This is a genomic window from Candidatus Colwellia aromaticivorans (assembly GCF_003333305.1).
GTDB classification, from domain to species: domain Bacteria; phylum Pseudomonadota; class Gammaproteobacteria; order Enterobacterales; family Alteromonadaceae; genus Colwellia; species Colwellia aromaticivorans.
The window spans coordinates 1-21,900 of record NZ_QOLD01000058.1; the positions used below are offsets into that span (position 1 = coordinate 1).

At 37.5% G+C, this 21,900-nt stretch carries 22 protein-coding genes; 17 read left to right on the plus strand and 5 right to left on the minus strand.

The window, feature by feature from the left end:
- From tnpB to DWA31_RS08585, 4 genes are all read right to left on the minus strand, one after another.
- Nucleotides 1-180: IS66 family insertion sequence element accessory protein TnpB (gene tnpB / locus DWA31_RS08570; RefSeq protein ID WP_210725508.1), on the minus strand; the 180-nt coding region annotated here is incomplete at its 3' end.
- On the minus strand, nucleotides 173-490 hold the full coding sequence (gene tnpA / locus DWA31_RS08575) for an IS66 family insertion sequence element accessory protein TnpA (protein WP_114324640.1): 318 nt from the start codon (nucleotides 488-490) through the stop codon (nucleotides 173-175). The genes tnpA and tnpB, both read right to left, overlap by 8 nt.
- Before the next feature lie 286 nt (nucleotides 491-776).
- A complete protein-coding gene (locus DWA31_RS08580) occupies nucleotides 777-1,808 on the minus strand; it encodes a DUF484 family protein (protein WP_168427315.1) in 1,032 nt (343 codons plus the stop codon).
- An 89-nt stretch (nucleotides 1,809-1,897) separates the two neighbouring features.
- Complete coding sequence (locus DWA31_RS08585; RefSeq protein WP_342766954.1) at nucleotides 1,898-3,085, minus strand: cyclic di-GMP phosphodiesterase; 1,188 nt, start codon at nucleotides 3,083-3,085, stop codon at nucleotides 1,898-1,900.
- Between the two features lie 310 nt (nucleotides 3,086-3,395).
- Between DWA31_RS08585 and DWA31_RS08590 the strand changes: the two genes are divergently transcribed.
- The 8 genes from DWA31_RS08590 (at nucleotide 3,396) to rplI (ending at nucleotide 11,004) form a co-directional block, all read left to right on the plus strand.
- On the plus strand, nucleotides 3,396-4,013 hold the full coding sequence (locus tag DWA31_RS08590; RefSeq protein WP_114326249.1) for a tetratricopeptide repeat protein: 618 nt from the start codon (nucleotides 3,396-3,398) through the stop codon (nucleotides 4,011-4,013).
- 443 nt (nucleotides 4,014-4,456) lie between these two features.
- A complete protein-coding gene (gene rnr / locus DWA31_RS08595) occupies nucleotides 4,457-6,817 on the plus strand; it encodes a ribonuclease R (protein ID WP_114326187.1) in 2,361 nt (786 codons plus the stop codon).
- Nucleotides 6,818-6,879: 62 nt separating this feature from the next.
- Entirely contained in the window at nucleotides 6,880-7,635 is a 756-nt protein-coding gene (rlmB, locus tag DWA31_RS08600) for a 23S rRNA (guanosine(2251)-2'-O)-methyltransferase RlmB (RefSeq protein ID WP_114326188.1), read from the plus strand.
- 101 nt (nucleotides 7,636-7,736) lie between these two features.
- Nucleotides 7,737-9,020, plus strand: coding sequence for a DUF945 family protein (locus DWA31_RS08605; protein ID WP_114326189.1), 1,284 nt, complete (start codon nucleotides 7,737-7,739; stop codon nucleotides 9,018-9,020).
- 454 nt (nucleotides 9,021-9,474) lie between these two features.
- Nucleotides 9,475-9,897: a 30S ribosomal protein S6 gene (rpsF, locus tag DWA31_RS08615; protein ID WP_114326190.1), complete on the plus strand. Its 423-nt coding sequence runs from the start codon at nucleotides 9,475-9,477 to the stop codon at nucleotides 9,895-9,897.
- 7 nt (nucleotides 9,898-9,904) lie between these two features.
- Nucleotides 9,905-10,243 carry a primosomal replication protein N gene (gene priB / locus DWA31_RS08620; protein WP_425451875.1) on the plus strand — a complete coding sequence of 113 codons (339 nt, stop codon included), beginning with the start codon at nucleotides 9,905-9,907 and terminating at the stop codon, nucleotides 10,241-10,243.
- A 62-nt stretch (nucleotides 10,244-10,305) separates the two neighbouring features.
- Nucleotides 10,306-10,533, plus strand: a complete 228-nt coding sequence (gene rpsR, locus DWA31_RS08625) for a 30S ribosomal protein S18 (RefSeq protein WP_019029522.1) — start codon at nucleotides 10,306-10,308, stop codon at nucleotides 10,531-10,533.
- Nucleotides 10,534-10,551: 18 nt separating this feature from the next.
- Nucleotides 10,552-11,004: a 50S ribosomal protein L9 gene (rplI, locus tag DWA31_RS08630; RefSeq protein ID WP_114326191.1), complete on the plus strand. Its 453-nt coding sequence runs from the start codon at nucleotides 10,552-10,554 to the stop codon at nucleotides 11,002-11,004.
- A gap of 214 nt (nucleotides 11,005-11,218) precedes the next feature.
- On the opposite strand, the gene DWA31_RS08635 is transcribed toward rplI, so the two are convergent.
- Nucleotides 11,219-12,178 carry a 1-aminocyclopropane-1-carboxylate deaminase/D-cysteine desulfhydrase gene (locus DWA31_RS08635; protein ID WP_114326192.1) on the minus strand — a complete coding sequence of 320 codons (960 nt, stop codon included), beginning with the start codon at nucleotides 12,176-12,178 and terminating at the stop codon, nucleotides 11,219-11,221.
- A gap of 146 nt (nucleotides 12,179-12,324) precedes the next feature.
- On the opposite strand from DWA31_RS08635, the gene DWA31_RS08640 reads away from it, so the two are divergent.
- The 9 genes from DWA31_RS08640 to DWA31_RS08680 are packed head-to-tail and all read left to right on the plus strand — an operon-like array spanning nucleotide 12,325 to nucleotide 21,712.
- A complete protein-coding gene (locus DWA31_RS08640) occupies nucleotides 12,325-13,287 on the plus strand; it encodes a hypothetical protein (RefSeq protein WP_114326193.1) in 963 nt (320 codons plus the stop codon).
- Complete coding sequence (locus DWA31_RS08645; RefSeq protein WP_114326194.1) at nucleotides 13,277-13,906, plus strand: PilN domain-containing protein; 630 nt, start codon at nucleotides 13,277-13,279, stop codon at nucleotides 13,904-13,906. Before DWA31_RS08640 ends, DWA31_RS08645 begins: the two co-directional genes overlap by 11 nt.
- The gene (locus DWA31_RS08650) at nucleotides 13,903-14,613 is read left to right on the plus strand and encodes a hypothetical protein (RefSeq protein WP_114326195.1); all 711 of its coding nucleotides are present in this window, start codon (nucleotides 13,903-13,905) and stop codon (nucleotides 14,611-14,613) included. Before DWA31_RS08645 ends, DWA31_RS08650 begins: the two co-directional genes overlap by 4 nt.
- Nucleotides 14,606-14,938, plus strand: coding sequence for a hypothetical protein (locus DWA31_RS08655; protein ID WP_114326196.1), 333 nt, complete (start codon nucleotides 14,606-14,608; stop codon nucleotides 14,936-14,938). Before DWA31_RS08650 ends, DWA31_RS08655 begins: the two co-directional genes overlap by 8 nt.
- 54 nt (nucleotides 14,939-14,992) lie before the next feature.
- Nucleotides 14,993-16,672, plus strand: a complete 1,680-nt coding sequence (gene mshL / locus DWA31_RS08660) for a pilus (MSHA type) biogenesis protein MshL (protein ID WP_114326197.1) — start codon at nucleotides 14,993-14,995, stop codon at nucleotides 16,670-16,672.
- Nucleotides 16,673-16,687: 15 nt separating this feature from the next.
- Nucleotides 16,688-17,620 (plus strand): ExeA family protein, encoded by a 933-nt coding sequence (locus DWA31_RS08665; RefSeq protein WP_114326198.1) that lies wholly within the window; start codon nucleotides 16,688-16,690, stop codon nucleotides 17,618-17,620.
- Entirely contained in the window at nucleotides 17,620-18,738 is a 1,119-nt protein-coding gene (locus DWA31_RS08670; protein WP_114326199.1) for a tetratricopeptide repeat protein, read from the plus strand. Before DWA31_RS08665 ends, DWA31_RS08670 begins: the two co-directional genes overlap by 1 nt.
- A gap of 5 nt (nucleotides 18,739-18,743) precedes the next feature.
- The gene (locus DWA31_RS08675; protein ID WP_114326200.1) at nucleotides 18,744-20,456 is read left to right on the plus strand and encodes a GspE/PulE family protein; all 1,713 of its coding nucleotides are present in this window, start codon (nucleotides 18,744-18,746) and stop codon (nucleotides 20,454-20,456) included.
- Nucleotides 20,457-20,476: 20 nt separating this feature from the next.
- Nucleotides 20,477-21,712, plus strand: coding sequence for a type II secretion system F family protein (locus tag DWA31_RS08680; RefSeq protein ID WP_114326201.1), 1,236 nt, complete (start codon nucleotides 20,477-20,479; stop codon nucleotides 21,710-21,712).
- Nucleotides 21,713-21,900 lie beyond the last annotated feature (188 nt).

Consider the following 21,900-nt stretch of genomic DNA (forward strand, 5'->3'; position numbering starts at 1 on the left):
AGTTTTGTCCCAATAAAGTACCTTCAATTTATCTCGGCCCTTATTGCAAAAAACAAAGACACTGCCCGTGAGAGGTGAAACTTGCATCTGCTGTTCGACAATCACCACTAAACCATTTATCGATTTTCTAAAATCGACAAAATCACGATAAAGAAAAACCTCGGGAACATCACTAAACATCTTCATGCGTTAGCCCATTGAGCAGCTCAGCTATAAAGGCAGGAGAAATATTATGAGGAAATGATAATTCACCAACGGGTAGATTCAGTTTGATGGGATATTCAATGGGCTGAGTGATAATGGTTTGTTTGGTAATAATTTTGGCTTGTATAAAATCAGTACGGTTATTGCCTTTAGCGATAATAGCTTTACGCGCATAAAAATACTTAGTACTTAATTGATACTGGTCACAGAACTTTGGTACTGATAGACCGCTAGTGATTTGTTTCTCTACAAGACATTTCCACTCATCGGAAGTTTTACGGCTCATACATTGCTCCTTTTATTACGTTGAAGCAAGTCTAGGGTTAATGCTTAGCTTAGGATATGTGCATTTGGCGAGACGTTCACCGTATATAGTCGTTCTATATCAAATAAATTTGTGGCGTTATCACTTTCCTGACAAGCTCCCAAGGGCGAGTTTAAAAGGTATATATGCTGCGTAATTGATTTAGACAAGGGAATAACCATTCTCTTCAATCAATTCCTTGCCTCTAGACCTTTTAATTCTCGCTGAATGATCAATTCATTACTTCAATTGGTATAATAGGTATTTATTAAGCCGTTACTGCTTTTTTATGTAAATAAAGTTGTTCATCGGCTTGTTTTAATAGTTCATCCATTGTTTTTTTACCATCGCTAGCAGCGGCACCGCAGCTAATTGTTATGGGAAGAAAAGATCCTTGATAAGGCATTGGATTATTTTGAAAAAAATCTGTTAAGCGTTTACAAGCCAAAAGTGCTTCTTGGTAGGTCTGACTGGCTAAAGTAATCACAAATTCATCGCCAGCATAACGAAAACATTTATCGTTCTCACGGATTAACTCTTGTAGCTGCGTGGCAACGTATGTCAATACTTTGTCACCGCAGTCATGTCCATAGGTATCATTAACTTGCTTGAACTTATTACAATCAATAAATAGTACTGAAAAAGGTACTTTATAACGACGTTGTCGAATTAGTTCTTCGTTTATTGATACTTCCATTAGTCGTCTATTAGCCACGCCAGTTAGGCGATCATAATGGGCCATATATTCCAGTTGTTCTCTGATCATTGCATTTGATAAACAAAGGCTTACTTTGACCGCAAGTTGCTCTAAATGTAAGGTGCCTAAATTAGGGGTAAATCGAGTTGGATCACTGTCAGTAAATAATAAACTACCAAATAACTCTCCTTCTAAAATTAATGGTGTTAACGCGGCAGAGTGGGTTTGACTTGCTAAATTTTTAGGTAATATCGCCTTTATGTCATCAATGTGATTAGTAAGAAATGGCTTTCTCTGAGGATGAAAACTTTGCAGTAGCTTAAAGTCAATATTACGGCTATTTTTTTGATGCCAATTGGTTTGCATATTACCGCTGAGCAAATAACTAAGCGGTGTTGGCTCTGCTAATAATAAAAAAATACCGGTTAAGTTAAATTTATCTTTAATTAAAGCAAGCAGCTGTTGTAATAATTCTTGACTTGATTTGCAACTGAGAATTTGAGTTTCTATCTCAAAAAGCTTTTGTGCAATGGCTTCATTGGCACGTGAATTAGCAAGGACACTTGCTAACTTTTTCTCTAATTCAATGATGGATTCAGACATATCAGACATACCTGTTTTGATAATTTATGGAATTAGGGGGCTTTGGTATTGTGTACATTTTTGTATAGATAATCAACCTGCTGTTGGTTTTATCCCTCCATTAATAACATCTCAATAATGGTATTCATATCAAGATCAAATTCCTCCGCCCTCACACTTTTAACAATAAAATCATCAGTATCTGTTAAGTCTACGTCTTGGGTGTTTACGTATTGGTTCAGATTAACGCTATAAAAAGAGCGTACTTTAGGTTTGAGAGGCGAATTGTTATTGCGTTGCTCTACTATCGCTAATTTTTTAGACTCTAACTGTACGAGTGAACCAATAGGGTAAACCCCAAGACATTTAATAAATTGATCTACTAAGGTGATGTCTAAGTGATTACTTTTGGCTAATTCGCGTAAAATTGAAAAGGCTTTATTATGGGTAAAGCCTTCTTTATAGACGCGATTTGCTGTTAAGGCATCAAATATATCGCAAATGGCTATCATACGGCCATATTGACTAATATCTTTGCCCTCAACTTGAAAAGGATAGCCTTCACCATTAAGTTTTTCATGATGCAAGGCGGCGACTTCCAAACTTAACTTATTAATTCCAGGGATCTTTTTAATTATATCAATAGAATGATTAGCATGCGTTTTCATGATAATGAACTCTTCTTCACTCAGCTTACCTGGTTTATTTAACACATCATCAGGTATTTTAATTTTTCCAATATCATGCAGAAATGCACCTACACTAAGATGTTGTACAACTGCTTTACTCATCTCTAAGTGATGAGCGAAAATGGTAATATAAACAGCAACGGCCACTGAATGCTCTAATAAATATTCATCTTTTTCTCGAATATTTATCATGCAAGCTAAAGAATCAGGGCTATTAAAAATTGCATCGACAGATTTGTTCGTTACCTCAATAACAGGGGCTAAATCAACTGTCATGCCACTTAACGCTCGTGCGAAAAGTTTTTTTTGAATTGTCTTTGATTCGTCAAATATGGCTTTAGCTTTGTTAATTTCAGCTTTTATTGTTGCTCTGTCTTTTGGGCTTTTATGGGTAGGAGATGTTGAGGCTGGGTTAGGAATTGTTTTACTTTCATCTATAAATACAGAAAAAATACTTTGATTTTTTAGGCGGTTAATTACCTTGTTACTTTTAATGTGTCCCGGTGTACTTAAGGATAAATTACCATTTTGTTTGGCAATTTTTGTAACGTAATGACCAATATTTAATTCGGTAAGTTGCTTTTCTACAATCATCTCATTTGTGTCCATTTAACTTCAATGTCATGGGTACATTCTGCTCATATGATACTAGCTACTTTTTATACATTAAACAATTTATGTTGTCCGGTTTTATTTAATTTGCTGTCAGTAGTAACTATTATACCCATGATACTTGAAGTATCATGGGTATAATGGTCTTTAAATTGCGTGGGTAAATTATCAGTATTGAATTAGTCTCGGTATAAAACGATCATATGTATATAATGATTTAGTTTTGTGTTTTATTGCCGATAGCAAAATAAGTGCTATGGTTTTATTTTTATTTCTTCGTTTTTACTATCTGAATTTTGGGATTGATATGCGTATTTTACTTTTCATTATTTTTATGTTTTTTTTGCCTTTAGTTAAAGGTCAAAATTTAACCGCAGTGCAAATTTATACCGATGACCAGTTGTTAAGTTTAATTAAAGAAAATAAACATTTAAGCCAAGTAGTCATAGATGAATGTCAATTAGTGCAAGACATAGAAGCGCGCGCTGTCAAAGCTAAAATGCCTTCTTATCAGTTTTTATGGGGTGATATGCTAGCTTATGGCGTTTGTGTAAAAAAAGATATTGCATTAGGTTTGTATTACATGCGTTTGGCAGCTGATCAAGGCTTGGTTGAAGGGATAGAGCAAATAGGGCGTTATTATCATGTTGGTAAATTTATGCAAGTGGACATGGAGCAAGCAATTATTTTTCTTAAAGCTGCCGCCGCTATGAATAATCTTGCCGCTCAAATGCGCCTAGCGTCAATATACCAGCAAGGCTATGGTAGCCCATTAGATTATCCTGCACTTTATTCTCAACTACACCATGCAATTACGGACGATAAAACGACTCATAAAAAAATTACGCATTTATTATCACAGCTAGCAGCAAAAATGCCTGATACAGTCGTTAATATGGCGAAAAACAAAAGCTACACTAATTAAATCAATTAATGGTTTAACTTACTTCAACATGAGTAATGAGGGTCAATCTTTAAGAGCAAGGCGCTTGATTTGTTTTATACCCATACCACCTCAAGATGCGAGTTTCAGGACTACAGAGGAATTCTTGATCAAGGCGCATCTTTTATTAATGGTTGTTCCCTTAATAATAGATGCAACGATGAGCATGATTTTCTCTGTAGCCCCCGCAGGGCGAGTTTAAAAGGCGTATATGCCGCGTTATTGATTTTGACAATAGAGTAACTATTATCTTCAATCAATGCCTTGCCTAATAAGCCTTTTAATTCTCGCTGAATCCTGCATCTTGAAGTGGCATGGGTATATACTCGTTAGTCAGTCGAGAATTATTGCTGAGTTAGCAGTCACGAAATTAGAGTTTGTGGTATACTGCAGAGTAATTAAACTATTAAAAACATCTAATTATTGTGACTTTTAAAGACCCCTACGCAAAACGCGAAGCAAAAAAATATGAAAAACCAGTAGCTTCCCGTGAACTATTACTCTCTATTATTGAAAAGAGCTCACCTCCGCCAACATATAACGCCATAGCGAAAACATTAAAATATCAAGAAGATCATTTACTTGTCGGCTTGAAGCGTCGTTTACGTGCGATGGAAAATAGTGGCCAGTTGATTTTTAATAAATTCAAACAATACGCTATACCAGAAGAAAGCAGCTTGTTAACAGGAAAAGTGCTTGGTCATAGAGATGGCTTTGGTTTTTTTGCACCTGATGATCCGGCTAAAAAAGACAAACGGGGTAAAGATTTTTATATTTCTTCTCATGAAATGCAGCGAGTATTTCATGGTGATGTCGTTCAAGCTATTTTGGTCGACCGTACTGATCGAAAAGGCCGAAAAGAAGTTAGAATATTAGAGGTGATTGAACCGAGGAAAGCGCCCATTGTAGGACGTTTTTATGTGGATCATCATGTTTGCTCGGTAGTACCAGAAGACACCAAAATAAAACAAGAAATTTTAATTGATCCCAAAGAAAAACTAGGCGCACGTCATGGTCAAATGGTGGTGGTTGATTTAGTACAAAGAGCAACAAGGCGTTCGCATGCTATCGGCAATGTGATTGAAGTATTAGGCGATCACATGGCGCCAGGTATGGAAATTGAAATAGCCTTACGGGCCCATGATTTACCTCATCAATTTTCTCATGAAGTTCAAGCAGAAGCCGCTTGTATTAGTGATGAAGTTGAAGAGTCAGCAAAATTACCACGCAAAGATCTGAGAGAGTTACCACTGGTAACGATTGATGGTGAGGATGCCCGTGACTTTGATGATGCGGTATATTGCCAACCTAAAAAATCGGGCGGTTGGCGTCTGTGGGTTGCTATTGCTGATGTTAGTTATTATGTTCGTCATGGTAGCGCACTAGATGATGAAGCTATTTCTCGTGGTAATTCTGTTTATTTTCCTAGCCAAGTTATTCCAATGTTGCCCGAAAAACTTTCCAATGGTTTATGTTCTTTAAAACCTGATGTTGATCGCCTATGTATGGTGTGTGAAATGACGGTGAGTGCAGCAGGTAAACTTTCAGGAAGTAAATTTTATCCGGCAGTCATGCGTTCACATGCACGCTTTACCTACAGTAAAGTCGCTAAAATATTGGATGGTGATGAGGCGTTAAGCACAGAATATCAAGCGTTAGTACCTGATTTAAAAAACCTTAAGGATATGTATTTGTCGTTAAGTGATGCGCGTAATAAACGTGGTGCTATTGCTTTTGAAACCGAAGAATCATTATTTCTTTTTAATGATGAGAAAAAAATAGAAAGCGTTGTGCCACTTATCCGTAACGATGCTCATAAAATCATTGAAGAATGTATGATTTTAGCCAATGTTGCTACTGCTAAGTTTATTGAAAAACATCAAAAGCCGGGATTATTTCGTGTTCACGAAAAACCAACCGAAGATAAGTATAATAATTTTGTCAGTTATTTAACTGAATTAGGCATTACACTGCCTAAAAGAGAAGAGCCAGAGCCAAAGGATTATTGTGATATTTTAGCAAAAGTGGCAAATCGCCCTGATCGAGAGCTTATTCAAACGATGTTGTTGCGTTCAATGCGCCAAGCGGTTTATCAAAGTGATAGCCTCGGGCACTTTGGTTTAGCATTGCAATCATATAGTCATTTCACCTCACCCATTCGTCGCTATCCAGATCTTGTGGTACATAGGGTGATCAAAAGTATTCTTATGCAGCAGCTTAGCTCAGATGAAGCAGTGGCAGCGAATGCGGGTTTATATGATTATAAACTTGAAGAAGTGATTGAGTTAGGTGAGCATTGCTCGATGACAGAGCGCCGGGCTGATGAAGCGACTCGCGATGTTAGTGATTGGCTAAAGTGTGAATTTATGCAAGATCATGTCGGTGATAACTTTACTGGCGTTATCAGTACAGTGACTAATTTTGGTCTTTTTGTTCGCTTACAAGATTTACATATTGAAGGCTTAGTACATATCACTGCGCTTGGCCGTGATTATTATCATTATGATGATGTACGCATGTGCTTAAAAGGCGAAAATAGTGGTGTTAAATATAGCGTTGGTGATGTAGTTACAGTACAAGTTGCTGCCGTAAATTTAGACGAAAAGAAAATCGACCTTACTATGCAAACGACTGGTGATGATAATGGTGATAAATCAAATAAAAAGCCAAAGAAGTCATCAAGTAGTAAAACAGCTGCGCCTCAAAAAGAAAAGAGCAAAGTTAAAAAGCGCACGGAACGCAAAAAACGTCCTGGTAAAAACGCGCGTAAAAAAGAAAATAAATAAAAAATTAACAACAAGCTATAAATAGGTATGTCGTACGTTAGTGCGACAAAGGTAAATTAAACATGGCAAAAAATGAAGAATTAGTCTTTGGTATTCATGCAGTAAATGCTTTATTAGCAAGTGCACCTGAGCGCTTTATAGAAATATGGCTATTAAAAGGGCGTGAAGATGACCGTTTAATGCCTATTATTAATTTAGCGCGTAAATATGGTATTGCCGCGCAAATGGCGCAGCGTAAAGTACTTGATGAGAAAAGTTTAGGTGAGCAACACCAAGGCGTAGTAGCGCGAGTAAAGCCGGGCAAAGTGTTCAATGAAAATGATTTAGATGACATTATTAATAACGCTGAAAAAAATGATACACCACCATTTTTACTTATTTTAGATGGTGTAACCGATCCACATAACTTAGGCGCTTGTTTACGAAATGCCGATGCTGCAGGCGTACAAGCGATTATTGTGCCTAAGGATAATGCGGCTCGTTTAACAGCAACCGTGCGCAAAGTCGCGGTTGGCGCAGCAGAATTTGTGCCTTTAATTCAAGTAACTAATTTAGCGCGTACGATGAAACATATACAGCAAATGGGTGTATGGATTATTGGTACAGCAGGTGAAACTGATACCTGCCTTTATGACGTTCAGTTATCAGGGCCTTTGGCTTTGGTGATGGGAGCCGAAGGAAAGGGCATGCGTAGATTAACACGTGAAAATTGTGATCAATTGATAAAATTACCAATGGCGGGTAGCGTCTCCAGCTTGAATGTTTCAGTAGCCACAGGTATTTGCTTATTTGAAATAGTGAGACAACGCTTGAATTAAGTGAAAAAGATCGGTAAATAGTATTAATGAAACAAACTATTTACCAACACTTATTTATTTAGCTAGTTAAGTTATTGAACGTTATTCAAGGATGAACCCGCATGAAAAAACTCTTTATTATAATTGCTTTATTAAGCGCCACTATAATGGTATCACCGAAGTTTATTGGCGGTATTGTTGAAACAGAATACCAATCAGCATTACATAAGTTAAATGATAATCCCGCTATTACCATCAAATCAACTACCTTCAACCGAAATTGGTATAGTGGGAAAGTAGTAACTGAAATGACGGTGTTACTTCAACATGAAGACGTAGATGATCTTAATATTGTTATTGAAGATGATTTATCCTTTGGGCCGGTAATTTTTACTGATGAGGGAGTAAAATTTGCGTTAAGTTACTCAAAATCAAATATCAAGTTTACCGACCTTTTCATTGAAGAAGAAGTAGAGAGTTTTATTAAAAATAAAATTCACCTCTCGGCGTTATTAACCTTTTCTAAAGATATTATTACTCACATTACCATTGATGAAATAAGCAAAGAGGTTGACGGTAACAAGATTGTCTCAGCGAAAGGCGTTGGCAAATTTGTGTTAGAAAATGAACGTAGGCTTTATGGCGATTTTAATTGGGCGGGTTTATCGGCCACAACTACGGATGAAAGTTTTACCATTGAAGATATGAAATTTTCATTAGACCAAACACTTATTGTTGGAAGCTATTATCAGGGTAATGCTATTTCAACAGGTAGTTTCGATTTTTCTACATCTGCTATAAAAGCCAAGGATGCTACTGGTAATGAAGTGTTTTCGTTGAGTCACTTACTTATTAATGCCATGTCATCTATGAATAACGATTTAATGGAAATTAAGATGAATTACAGCGCAGATAAATTAGTATCGGCGGGGCAACAGTTAGAGCACGCTAATTTAGATGTTGTCCTTAATGGCTTAAATATTACCGTGATGCAGGAAATAAATGCTTTACTGACAGAGTTATCAGATGATGGTGAAGAAGTGTTTAGTTCAGCGAGCTTGAACAAATTATCAGCATTAACGGCTAAATTATTAGCGAATGACCCTGTTATTAAAATTGAAGATTTCAGCGTAGTAACACCCGAAGGAAAGATTGAATCGTCCATGCTAGTTAGTGTCGATGAAAAGCTGTTTGATACTGCAAATTTCATGTCAATTATGGCTGCAATTAATGCAACCGCCAATGGTAAAGCGCCGATGGCATTTTTTGCTAAATTAGGGCTGGCACCAATGGTTGAACATTATGTTGAACAAGGCTTCATCATACAAAAAGAAGATAAGATAAGTGTTAACGTTAATTATACGCAAGGCCAATTAAATATTAATGGTAATGCTATTCCATTATAATTTTTAGTCTTGGCAACCGCACTAACAAGCAACTATACCCAAGTGACTTCAAGATGCTCGTTTCAGGGCGGCTGAGCGATTCATGATCAAGGCGTGTATTTCATTAATGGTTGTTCCCTTAATTAATTACGCAACGATGAATATGATTTGCTCAGACGTCCCAGAATGGCTGGTTTAGAAACGCTTTATACATCGTTATTGATTTCGACAGTAGAATAACTATTGCCTTCAATCAATGCCTTGCCTAAAGACGTTTCTAATTCCAGCTGAATCCTGCATCTTGAGGTGGCTTGGGTATAAATAAACTCATTTCGTTTTATAGTTATAGTTACTTGCTTTTATCCCTTATTTCTTCTATTATACGCGTCCTTAATTCAGCCTGAACTTTTTGTTCCTTGCCTCAACTGGTGTTGGCTGAGCCAGATTATGAGGCTACAACCGTAAGGAGCTCGTAATGCGTCATTACGAAATCGTATTTATGGTTCACCCTGATCAGAGTGAACAAGTGACTGGTATGATCCAGCGCTACACAGACTTGATTAATGCTGCTGAAGGTAAGATCCACCGTCTTGAAGACTGGGGTCGCCGTCAATTAGCATATCCAATCAATAAATTACATAAAGCCCACTATGTTCTTATGAACATTGAAGCGCCACAGTCAATTATTGATGAACTTGAAACTTCTTTCCGTTATAACGATGTTATTATTCGTAATATGATCATGCGTACTAAAGACGCGGTAACTGAAGCATCGCCTATGGCTGTTACTAAAGATGACCGTCGTGACGATCGCCGCGAAGTTAAGAAAGATGTTGCTGCGCCAAAAGCTGCTGAAGTTTCTACAGAAGAAAAGTCAGAAGAAGCTGCTAGCGAATAGGTAATCTGTGACTTTTTTGCAAGATAGCTCGCAAGACTTTTTGCAAGAGAATTGCCTTATGTTGACAGGTAGTGTGGTGAAAACCCCAAAACAGTCAACTAGCCCAGCAGGTATTGTTCACAGTCAGTTTTCAATAGATCATAAGTCTATACAAAATGAAGCTGGTATGAACCGACATGCATTTGTCAGAATACAAGTTGTTGCTACAGGTGATTTATCACACTTAACTCGTGAATTAGTTGTTGGACAAAATGTAAAGGTGAGTGGTTTTATTAACCGCCACGAATCAAGAAACGGTAATCCGCTATTGGTTTTACATGCTCAACAAATAGAAATGATTAATTAGTGTTTTATTTCTCTTAAGGTCTAAACCTTAACGCGTAAATAAAACCAAATTCGGAGAAAATTATGTCTCGTTTTTTTAGACGTCGTAAGTTTTGTCGCTTCACAGCGGAAGGCGCAACATCTATTGATTATAAAGATGTTGCTACGTTAAAAAATTATATCACTGAAAGTGGTAAAATTGTTCCTAGCCGTATCACTGGTACTGCTGCTAAATATCAACGTCAATTAACTCGTGCGATTAAACGCGCTCGTTACTTGTCATTGTTACCATACACCGACTTACACAAGTAAGCTTAAAAGGGGTTTATTATGGAAGTAATTCTTCTAGACAAAATCGCCAAATTAGGCGGCCTTGGTGACAAGGTAACTGTTAAATCAGGTTATGCACGTAACTACTTATTACCACAAGGTAAAGCAGTTTTTGCATCAGACGCTAATGTTGAGCACTTTGAAGCACGTCGTGCTGACTTAGAAGCTAAACTAGCTGAAGTTCTAGCAACTGCAGAAGCTCGTGCTGCTAAACTTGTTGAATTGAGTGAAATTACTATCGCATCAAAATCTGGTGAAGAAGGTAAGTTATTCGGTTCTATTGGTACTCGTGATATTGCTGATGCAATCACCGCTGCTGGCGTTGAAGTTGTTAAAGCTGAAGTACGTTTACCATTAGGTGCAATCCGTGAAACAGGCGAATTCGAAATCGCTATTCACTTGCATCACGATGTTGATACTAGCATTAAAGTGATTGTTATTGCTGAAGCATAAACTATAGCTTTAAGTTACGAGTTACAAGTTTTAAAGAAAACCTGCTGATAGTGTGGTATTTCGTTACTTAAAACTTTCCTTTCTCGTAACGGTATTTAAAGAACACCGTATTCTCTTAGAGACTACGGTGTTTTTATTTGTTGCAAAGCTAATTCCAGCTAAATCCTGCATTTTGAGGTAACACGGGTATATACTTTTCGCTACTCGCTACTCGCTACTCGCTACTCGCTACTCGCTCTGGCATTGGCCAATCTTCTGCGTTGAGTATTCCACGTTCAATCATACCGCCAAGCCCCTGCATACCACCTGTATGTAATAAGACGATCCGCTCACCATTTCTGAAATAGCCTTGTTCGAGCAAATCAAGAAAAGCTAATATCATTTTTCCCGAATAAACAGGCTCAAACTCAACCCCTGTTACTTGGTTAAATTCAACGATACGTGCGATATCATTTGGGCTGAATTTAGCATAACCACCCCGGTGAAATTCGGTTAATAATTGCCAGTTATTATGTGTTTTTACTGCAGTAGGCAATAAATGCTTTATCTCATTTTCTAAATATTTGGCATTCTTTAATACGGCAATACCGAGTATTTTATGGGTTGCGTTATTTAATGCATCTCCGACAATAAGCCCGGCTATTGTACCACCACTGCCCACCGGCGTTATTAAGGTATCAAACTCAGTTTGTGTAGTTAGTTCAGTGATTATTTCGCTAACACCCGTAATAGCGAGTTTGTTAGTTCCACCTTCAGGTACGATAAAATAATGAGGGAATTGTTGTTGTAATTCTTTTAGGTAGTCGTTGTCATGACGGCGACGATAAGTTTTACGATCAACAAAGTGAAGTTTCATACCCCAATGTTTTGCCCAAGATAAGGTGAAATTATCAGCGTACGCTACTTCGCCACGAATAATGCCAACACAAGGAATGTTTTGCTCACAACAAGCAAATGCTAACGCATGGATATGGTTTGAATAGCAGCCACCAAAACTAAGTACACCATTGAACTTTTGTGCTTGCTTTACATGTTGCAAATTGAATTTAAGTTTACGCCATTTATTACCTGAAATTATCGTGTGAATAATATCGTCACGCTTTATTTCAACTTGCACCTTGTGCTTGTTAAATAAAGGATGAAATAATGGTTGTAACTCAGATAAAATGGTCATCTTGATAAATCATATAGTAAAGAGAAAAGTGCAATAAAAAGCTAAAAAGTCGTCAATAATACTTGCAGCAGCACTCTAATAAAGGATATTGTTAGCTGTACTTATTTTAAGTCTTTCATTTTAATAATAATATAGCACAAAAATAAATGTCATTATTCACATCAATAAATAATATTTTTTCAAAAAAGCAATCAGATCAATTAGTTGGTATATCTATACAACAAGAGTCTATTACTTTATGTTCACTGCCTTCTTTAGTTGCAACAACACCGGATGAGAGTACCCCTGCCTCAGGCACCATATTTAAACATAAAAAAGTGAATCAGTTAGGTTTTTCACAGGCAATTACAGATCTGCAAACTGAACTTGCTTTTACGGGTAAGTGCCATATCGTGCTTAGCGCTGAACAGTCACAAATTGTACAAGTTGATAAACCTAATGTTCCCTCGGCTGAAATTAATGCGGCATTAAAGTGGCAAGTCAAAGATTTAGTGAATATTTCGCCTGATAACATGGTGTTAGATTATTTTGATGGTCCATTATTAGCTGGTGGTAAAGAAAAAATTAATGTAGTTTGTGCGCCCATCAATGAGCTTAAACAAATTGTAGCCGTGACAAATACAGAGGGTGCTGAAGTCGCTAGTATTACTACGGTAGAATTTGCATTTGCTAATTTGTTAGCAACTCAAAGTGATGCTTGTTTGCTAGTTTGTCAGCAACCTAATGAAGAAATTGTATTGTTAATTGTTAAGCAGGGTAAATTATATTTTCATCGTCGTTTACGTGGCTTTAAGCAAATAGCGAATAAAACTGAAGATGAATTAGCAATGACAGTCATTGATAATTTAGCATTAGAAGTTCAACGTTCATCTGACTTCTTTGAACGTCAATTAAAACAAGCGCCTATTAAAAAAATTAAAGTGCTATTACCTATGGAGAACGAAGGCTTCTTAGCACGTAAATTAGCTGAAAACTCTCATACTCCTGTTACGTTGTTGGCTTTACCTGAACCGTATCAGCAACACAGAGGCCATGCTGCTGCTATCGGTGCAACTATGTATGATGCTAAAATTGCCGAGCAAGCTCAGGAGACAATGAATGTCAGCTAACCCTAATGTAAGAGCTGCTAATAAATACAGTATAAATTTACTACAACCTGAGCTTTTTCCTGAACCAGTATTATTAACATTACCTAGAGTTGTTTTACTTTGGGTTGCCGCTTTTACTTTGATGTTAGGCTGGGGAATAGTCACTGACTTTCAGCACCAATCTCTACAAGAAAAACTCAATGTTTTGCAAAAAGAAAAAGTAAAACAAGATAAATTATTTGCAAGTTTAACCACGCAACTAACATCGCGAAAAGTTGATGGTAAGTTAGCCGATAAATTGGCGACTATTAAATTGTTAATGAGCAATAAAAAAGCGTTACATGAAAAATTAACAAACCCGAATAAAACGTATGTAGCTGGGTTTGCTACCGCAATGAATGAATTAGCGCAATTGCACCATCAAGATATTCGTTTACAAACGATTAATATAAATAATGATAACATGACTTTTTCTGGATTAGCATTGACGCCAGAGGCTGTGCCTGCATGGTTAGCAGGGTTTGAAAATTCTTTGTTGTTATCAGGCAAGTCATTTTCTCACTTTAAACTGTCGGAAAACGAACAGCACATTACCGAGTTTATGGTTAGTTCTAAAGTTCAAGAGGTGTCATTACGATGAATCAACAATGGCAAGAGCGCAGTGAAAACTTCTTAAAACTGACTATTCGAGAGCAGTATTTAATATTACTGACCGGTTTAGTCGCCGTATTTTTTATTATATTTTACTTCTTTATTGATGATAAAATGGCTAGCAATACTAGCGCGAGTAAAAAAATAGTACAGCTTAGTTCAAGTAACCAGTCATTAAAAATATCAATGCTTGAGTTGCAAGCCGCTTTACAGCGCGATCCTAATGAAGATACTAGAAATAAAATCATTCAGTATGAAGCCAAGCTAGCTAAAATTGATACTAAATTATTGACGTTAACCAGTGATTTAATGAGCCCAATTCAAATGCGTTATGCATTATTAGATTTATTAAAACTTGAAAAAGGGGTGTCGTTATTGTCTTTTGAATTACTCGGCGCGAAACCCTTATTGTCTAACCCTGCACCTAACTCAGAGCTTGATTCAACATCAAAGACTAGCGCAGCCTCAATTGATTCAAATGATAACTCTGTAGGTGTAAACTTATATCGTCATGGCATTAAAATTAAACTCTCTGGCCGTTATTTTGATTTGCGTGATTATTTAACGCAGCTTGAAAAACTGCCATGGAAATTTTTCTGGCAAGACTTCAACTTTAAATTAACTGAATATCCTAACAGTGAGCTAGAAATTGAAATGTATAGCTTAGGTACTAATAAGGAGTTCGTTGGTGTTTAAATTTACTACTTATTTTATATTGGTTTGTGGCTTTGCTTGTTCGATAACTCAAGTGCTAGCAGACACCGATCCCACGAGTCCTTTTGGCCATAGTGCAACATCATCGGTTACACCCAATGGTAAAAAATTGGTTTTAGAGTCCATTATTCATGGCGATGGTGTTCATACTGTGGTGATTAATGGCAAAGTATTAAAAACGTTTGACCACATAGGTGAATATCAGTTAACCGCTGTTAATGATCAAAGTGTGATCTTACGCAGTAAAACACAACGTCTTAAATTAAAAATATTTAAGAGTAATGTGGTAAAAATTAAAGCTTACTAGCGAGAAAATACTCGCAAAGAATCCTTAAATTCAAGTAGAATAAAAAGTTGAATTATGAAACAGTCAAAAATAAAAATAGCGCTATCTACTCTGTTGTTAACCCTTGTCGGGTGTCAAACCACGCCGGATCAGCCTGCAGATATGAAAGCAGGTTTAGAGCAAGCAATTAGCGAAACAAAGGTGTTAAATAGCCCTAAGCCATTAACACAAGTTCCAAACTCCGTACAAAAAGAGTTAATGCAACAAAATATGGCACAAGCGAAACAAGGTTTGCTGTCAGAAAAAAGACTGGAAATTTCAGCAACCTCAGTAGCAGCGAAAGACTTTTTCACTGCCATAGTTGAAGGTTCCGCTTATAGTATCGCTATTCATCCGGATGTTAGTGGTAGCATTACTTTGAGTTTAACTGATGTAACGTTAACTGAGGTTTTAGCGGTTATAGAAGATATTTATGGTTTTGATATCCGCCGCAATGGCAATGTTATTCAAGTTTATCCAGCCGGTATTCGCACTGAAACTATTGCACTTAATTACCTGTTTTTAAAAAGGTTTGGTACCTCTAGCACCACTATTAACTCAGGTGGTGTGTCAGAAAATGACCCAAATAGTAATAACAACAACAGTAATAATAGTGGTAACAACGGTAGTAGTGGTAATAACCAAAACAACCAAAACAACCAAAACGGCCAAAGCAGTAATAGCGGTATTAATATTTATACTGAAAATGAATCTAACTTCTGGACTGAACTAAAAGAAACATTAACAGCTTTTGTGGGAACTGCCGACGGACGTTCAGTGATTGTTTCACCACATGCAGGTCTAGTAACAGTACGTGGTTTACCTACAGAAATTTCGGCAGTTAAAAAATTCATCAGTGATACCGAAACGCATTTACACCGCCAAGTTATTATTGAAGCTAAAATAATGGAAGTAACCTTAAACGATGAATACCAACAAGGTGTTCATTGGAATGAAGTACTCGGTAGTTTAGGGAATACTGATTTTAACTTTAGTACCAGTGGAAATATTGCGGGTAATTCTATTGCAGGTAGTATTGGTGGGGCTACTTCAATTAGTTTTTCTGGTCCTGATTTTAGTGGTGTGATTGATTTGCTGCAAACCCAAGGTAATGTTCAAGTATTATCAAGCCCAAGAATTACAGCTACCAATAACCAAAAAGCAGTTATTAAAGTGGGTGAAGATGAGTACTTTGTTACTGATGTTTCTAGTACCACCACTACAGGTACATCAACGACTACCACACCGGAGGTTGAATTGACGCCTTTTTTTTCAGGCATTGCTTTAGATGTTACGCCGCAAATTGACCAAGATGGAACGGTTATTTTGCACGTTCACCCTTCCGTTACCCTAACAGGTGAACAAAGCAAAGTGATTCAGCTTGGTGATCAAGAATTGGTACTGCCATTAGCGCAAAGTCGAGTGAGAGAATCAGATACTATTATTCGTGCTAAATCAGGTGAAATAGTTGTTATTGGTGGTTTAATTGAAACGTATCAAGTAGATCAAGAATCTAAAACCCCTTTACTCGGTGATATTCCGTTTCTTGGTGGTTTATTTAAAAGCGTGAGTGAGGTTACGCAAAAGCGTGAATTGGTCATTTTACTTAAACCTATTGTTATTGGTCAAGATACGTGGAAAACACAACTTCAAGATGCCCGTTCTTTATTGCAAAAGTGGTTTCCTGAAGAAGATGAACCTGCAGATGCTCAATAGCAAAATTTGTAATTTATGTACTTGTACCACTTTGGTTTAACAGAGCTACCTTTTACACTAACACCAAATACTAGCTTTTTTTTAGCGCTTGAGCCTCATAATGAGGCACTTGCGGTATTAATGACGGCGTTAAAAACAGGGGAAGGCTTCATCAAGGTGATTGGTGAAGTGGGTACAGGAAAAACATTATTGTGTCGAAAATTATTGAATGAAATTCCCAAGCATTTTGTCACCGCCTATATTCCTAATCCTTATTTAAATCCAGATGAATTACGACGAGCAGTGGCGATTGAATTAGGCGTTAAACAAGCCCAACGTATGTCAGTACAATTGTTAACGCAGCGGATTCAAAATAGATTATTAGAATTACATGCTAAAGGTCATTCTGTTGTTTTAATACTTGATGAAGCCCAGGCATTGCCAGAACAGAGTTTAGAAGCATTACGGCTATTTACAAATTTAGAAACGGAAACACGTAAGTTACTGCAAGTGGTATTGTTTGCTCAACCAGAGTTAGATCAACGCTTAGCACAAACTGATTTTAGACAGCTTCGCCAACGGATCACGTTTTCTTATCAATTACGGGCAATGAAAGCAGAAGAAGTTCAGCAATATATACAACATAGGCTGCAAGTTGCTGGCTATAAAGGTGCTGCATTATTTTCAGCTAGCTTGTGTAAAAAAATCACTAAAGCAAGCCAAGGTATACCGCGTTTAGTCAACATTTTATGCCATAAAATGTTGATGTTAAGTTATGGGCAGGGTAATTATCAAATGACTAGAAAACAGTTGGCAGCAGCAATAAGAGACACCGAAAGCATTAACCCAAGTGCCGATAGCTTTGGCCGTATTAACGGGAAAAGTGTTTTTTTAGTTGCCGCATTTAGTGCGTTGTTATTAATGCTGGGATATGTTGCTTATTCTCACTATTTATCAGGAGTATCATAGTGAGTGTTATTAATCAGATGCTTAAAGATTTAGAGCAGCGTACGCCTGAGCAAGGGCAAGTTGCTATGCCAGTAGTTATCAGCCATAAACCATCAACGATAAAAATTGTTTTAATCAGTTTAGCGGTGTTAGTTAGTTTTAATTTACTTGGATTTTATATCTGGAATTTACAGGAACAAATATCGTCTAGCGAGTTGAAAATTAAGGAACAAGTACAAAGTCCAGTAGCCAATGTAAGTCGGGAATTACCTCGACAATTGGATGAAACGTTAACTCCTGACCGACAAACGCTTGACCGACAAGAGCCAATACCAGAAAAACTTTCGCTGCCAGAAGCGAAAGCAGAACTAGCTATAGAGTTGCCTCAACAACCAATAGTTAAAGAAAAAGTTAACTTACCAGAGCCAGTATCAAAAAATATTGTTGCGATCAGACAGCAAGTTCAACCTGTGCCTATCAAGCCTAAACCTATTAGTCCTGCACAAGTGAATCCTATACAAGTTAAAACGCCAACTGAAAGCAAAATGTCAGTGTCTCGACGTCAATTAACGTCAAAAGAATTAGTAGCACAAAAATTAGTTAGAGCAGAGAAATCGATAAAAATTAATGATATAACAAAAGCAGAACAGTTATTTGAAGAGGTGTTGATTATTGACCCAAACTATAAACAAGCACGTAAAAAGCTTGCCGCTTTATGGTTTGGTAGAAAGTCGTATCAACAAGCAACAAATTTACTGTCTCAAGGTATTTCGTTAGACAGAAATGACGCAGAATTACGACAGTTAAAGGCGAGAATTCATCTTCAACAAGGGCAACACAAAGCTGCTTACGACACCTTAAAAGTATTACCTACGCTTAAACAGCAAGAATATCAGGTTATGTTGGCTAACGTTTCTCAACAAATTGAGCAATATAAAAGTGCTATCCAAGCGTATAAAATTTTAATCGACATGCAAGCATATAGTGGCCGTTGGCACCTAGGCTTAGCGATTGTTTATGACAAAAATAGTCAGTTTTCTTTGGCGGTAACTGAATATGCGCTTGCCTTAACAAAGTCTGATTTATCGATTGCTTCAGCAGAATTTGCTCAGCAACGCATGCAAGCTCTAGGAGAATAAATAACATGGCAGCCCCCAAATTAAAAATGCGCTTGGGTGACCTATTGGTTCACGAGCACATCATTACCAACGAACAATTGATGCAGGCATTAAATAGCCAAAAAGCTAGCGGACGAAAACTAGGTGATACGCTTATTGAATTAAGCTATTTATCCGAACGACAATTATTAGAGTTTTTAGCACAGCAATTAGACTTACCCTTTTTAGATATAAGCCAACGACGTATTGCTTCTGATTTAGCTAGTTTGCTACCAGAAGTTCATGCTAGACGCCTAAGAGCGCTGATAATAGAAGACCGAGGTGATTCTGTCTTAATAGGCATGAGCGATCCAGCGGATTTAAATGCGATTGATCAGCTAGAGCATATGCTTGCGCCAAAAAGTTTAGCACTCGCTGTAGTGATGGACTCTCAAATGTTTGATGCTTTTGATAGTCTTTATCGTCGTACTGCTGATATTGAGTCTTTTGCTAGTCAGCTAGAAGAAGAGTATGAGAAGTCGTCTAGCTTTGATTTATCTACCTCCTTTATTGATGAGACAGGTGATGCCACTGTAGGTAAACTACTGCAATCGGTGTTTGAAGATGCGGTACAAATGCGCGCTTCTGATATTCATATTGAACCAGATGAAAACCAGCTACGCATTCGTCAACGTATTGATGGAGTTTTGCAGGAAAATATTCTTAAAGAAAATAAAATTGCCTCTGCTATGGTGCTGCGTTTAAAGCTAATGGCAGGCTTAGATATTTCTGAAAAACGTATTCCACAAGATGGCCGCTTTCATATGAAAATTGCTGGGCATGAGATTGATGTACGTATGTCGACTATGCCAGTACAGCATGGTGAGTCGGTTGTTATGCGATTATTAGATCAATCCGCTGGTTTGTTATCATTAGATCAAACGGGTATGCCAGATGATTTAGTTAAACGCGTTCGTCATCAAATTACTCGCCCTCACGGTATGGTGTTGGTTACTGGGCCTACGGGTAGTGGTAAAACCACCACGTTATATGCTGCTTTAAGTGAATTAAATGAAGCTAGTAAAAAAATCATTACCGTTGAAGACCCTGTAGAATATCGCTTGCCGCGCATAAATCAGGTGCAGGTAAACCCTAAAATAGGCTTAACCTTTTCCACCGTATTACGTACAGCATTACGTCAAGATCCTGATATTATGATGGTAGGTGAAATGCGCGACCAAGAAACTGTCGAAATTGGTTTACGAGGCGCATTAACCGGGCATTTAGTCTTATCAACATTACATACTAATGATGCGATTGCCAGTGCGCTACGTTTGATTGATATGGGCGCTGCGGGATTTTTAGTCGGCAGCTCATTACGGGCAATTATTGCTCAGCGTTTGGTGCGTCGTGTTTGTGAACATTGTGTGGAAGAGCATAAACCCGATCCACAAGAATTAATGTGGTTAACAAATTTAGCGGGAGAGCGCGTCAACACTACAAAATTTGTTCATGGCAAAGGCTGCCAAAGTTGCCAATACACTGGCTATAAAGGGCGAATTGGTGTTTTCGAATTATTAGAAATGAACGAGCCCATGATGGCAGCACTTAAGCGTGATGATGCCCAAGAATTTACCGAATTATCAAAAGCTAACCCAAGCTTTATGCCACTAGCATTAGCTGCGTTTGATTATGCAACACAAGGCGTAACAACAGTGGAAGAAGTGTTACGTTTAGTTGAAACGGTAGATGTGAGCTAGATCACAATAAAGAGTAATTTATGGCATCATTTAAATATACAGGTCGTAATATTAGCGGCAGCCAAGTGAAAGGGATCATGGAAGCTGGAAATGCTTCTGCTGTGGCTGAGCAGCTGTTACGTAAAAGTATTACCCCTATTTCAATTTCTGAGGCTACAGAAAAGAAAAGTGACAGTTTTGCCAGTAAAGATGTGGGTGAAATCTTTGGCTTTAGTCGGGTATCGTTAGATGAACTAATTATTTTTTCTCGACAAATGTACGCCTTAATGCGCTCTGGTGTTCCTATTTTACGTGCAATAAATGGCATGGAAGAAGCGAGTAATTCAGCCCCCCTTAAAAAAGCGTTGCATGAGATTGCTAGCCAATTACAGGGTGGGTATACCCTTTCGTCAGCATTAAATCAACATCCAGAAATTTTTGGTTCTTTATTTGTATCATTAATTCATGTAGGTGAAAATACCGGTCAACTTGAAGAATCATTTTTAAAGCTGACAACGTATTTAGAGCGCGAACAAGCAACTAGAAAGCGTATTAAAACGGCATTACGTTATCCTACTATGGTGTTAATTGCTTTAGGTGCTGCACTTGTTATTTTGAATATATTTGTTATTCCTACTTTTGCTAATATGTTTGCTAAATTGGGCGCAGATTTACCCTTAGCGACTAAATTTTTAATCAACAGTTCCGAGCTCTTTTTAAATTATTGGCCTTACATGTTAATTGCTGGTGTAGTCGCTTATTTTGCTTTGCGCAAATCACTTAAAACAGATAAAGGCCGTTATCAGTGGGATAAACGAAAAATAAAACTGCCAGTCATTGGGAGTATAATTGAGCGTTCTATTTTGGCTAGATTTTCCCATAGTTTTGGTATCATTTTAAAGTCGGGTATTCCAATGACAACAGGTTTAACCCTTGTGGCTGACGCAGTTGATAACAGTTTCATGAAAGAAAAAATTATTGCTATGCGTCAAGCGATTGAAAGTGGCGAAAGTTTGTTGCGTGCGGCGATTGCCAGTACCTTATTTACACCACTGGTATTGCAAATGATTGCCGTAGGTGAAGAAACCGGTCGGGTAGACGAGTTACTAAAAGAAGTCGGTGATTACTATGAACGAGAAGTCGATTACGATTTAAGTACATTAACCGCTAGAATAGAGCCAATACTTTTGGTTGGTGTTGCGGCTATGGTATTGGTACTCGCGTTAGGTATATTCACACCGATGTGGGATATGGCATCAGCGATGCAAGGTAAATAATACAAATGACCGTTAATGTAATGATGTTGCTATCTCTAATAAGTAGAATTATTCACATCAACATGGTGGGATATGGCATCAGCGATGCAGGGTAAGTAATGTTTGCGAGCAAGAGAAGTTTCGGGTTACGAGAGACCACGCGGTCTGCCGTTTTTTGCTGCTCGCTACTATTAACTCGAGGCTAGCAT

Bases quoted from the DNA above. Each gene is read 5' to 3' on its own strand.
- tnpA (WP_114324640.1), bottom strand. From the start codon at position 490: ATGAGCCGTAAAACTTCCGATGAGTGGAAATGTCTTGTAGAGAAACAA.
- DWA31_RS08580 (WP_168427315.1), bottom strand. From the start codon at position 1,808: ATGTCTGAATCCATCATTGAATTAGAGAAAAAGTTAGCAAGTGTCCTT.
- DWA31_RS08585 (WP_342766954.1), bottom strand. From the start codon at position 3,085: ATGGACACAAATGAGATGATTGTAGAAAAGCAACTTACCGAATTAAAT.
- DWA31_RS08590 (WP_114326249.1), top strand. From the start codon at position 3,396: ATGCGTATTTTACTTTTCATTATTTTTATGTTTTTTTTGCCTTTAGTT.
- rlmB (WP_114326188.1), top strand. From the start codon at position 6,880: ATGGCAAAAAATGAAGAATTAGTCTTTGGTATTCATGCAGTAAATGCT.
- DWA31_RS08605 (WP_114326189.1), top strand. From the start codon at position 7,737: ATGAAAAAACTCTTTATTATAATTGCTTTATTAAGCGCCACTATAATG.
- rpsF (WP_114326190.1), top strand. From the start codon at position 9,475: ATGCGTCATTACGAAATCGTATTTATGGTTCACCCTGATCAGAGTGAA.
- rpsR (WP_019029522.1), top strand. From the start codon at position 10,306: ATGTCTCGTTTTTTTAGACGTCGTAAGTTTTGTCGCTTCACAGCGGAA.
- rplI (WP_114326191.1), top strand. From the start codon at position 10,552: ATGGAAGTAATTCTTCTAGACAAAATCGCCAAATTAGGCGGCCTTGGT.
- DWA31_RS08635 (WP_114326192.1), bottom strand. From the start codon at position 12,178: ATGACCATTTTATCTGAGTTACAACCATTATTTCATCCTTTATTTAAC.
- DWA31_RS08640 (WP_114326193.1), top strand. From the start codon at position 12,325: ATGTCATTATTCACATCAATAAATAATATTTTTTCAAAAAAGCAATCA.
- DWA31_RS08645 (WP_114326194.1), top strand. From the start codon at position 13,277: ATGTCAGCTAACCCTAATGTAAGAGCTGCTAATAAATACAGTATAAAT.
- DWA31_RS08650 (WP_114326195.1), top strand. From the start codon at position 13,903: ATGAATCAACAATGGCAAGAGCGCAGTGAAAACTTCTTAAAACTGACT.
- mshL (WP_114326197.1), top strand. From the start codon at position 14,993: ATGAAACAGTCAAAAATAAAAATAGCGCTATCTACTCTGTTGTTAACC.
- DWA31_RS08665 (WP_114326198.1), top strand. From the start codon at position 16,688: ATGTACTTGTACCACTTTGGTTTAACAGAGCTACCTTTTACACTAACA.
- DWA31_RS08675 (WP_114326200.1), top strand. From the start codon at position 18,744: ATGGCAGCCCCCAAATTAAAAATGCGCTTGGGTGACCTATTGGTTCAC.
- DWA31_RS08680 (WP_114326201.1), top strand. From the start codon at position 20,477: ATGGCATCATTTAAATATACAGGTCGTAATATTAGCGGCAGCCAAGTG.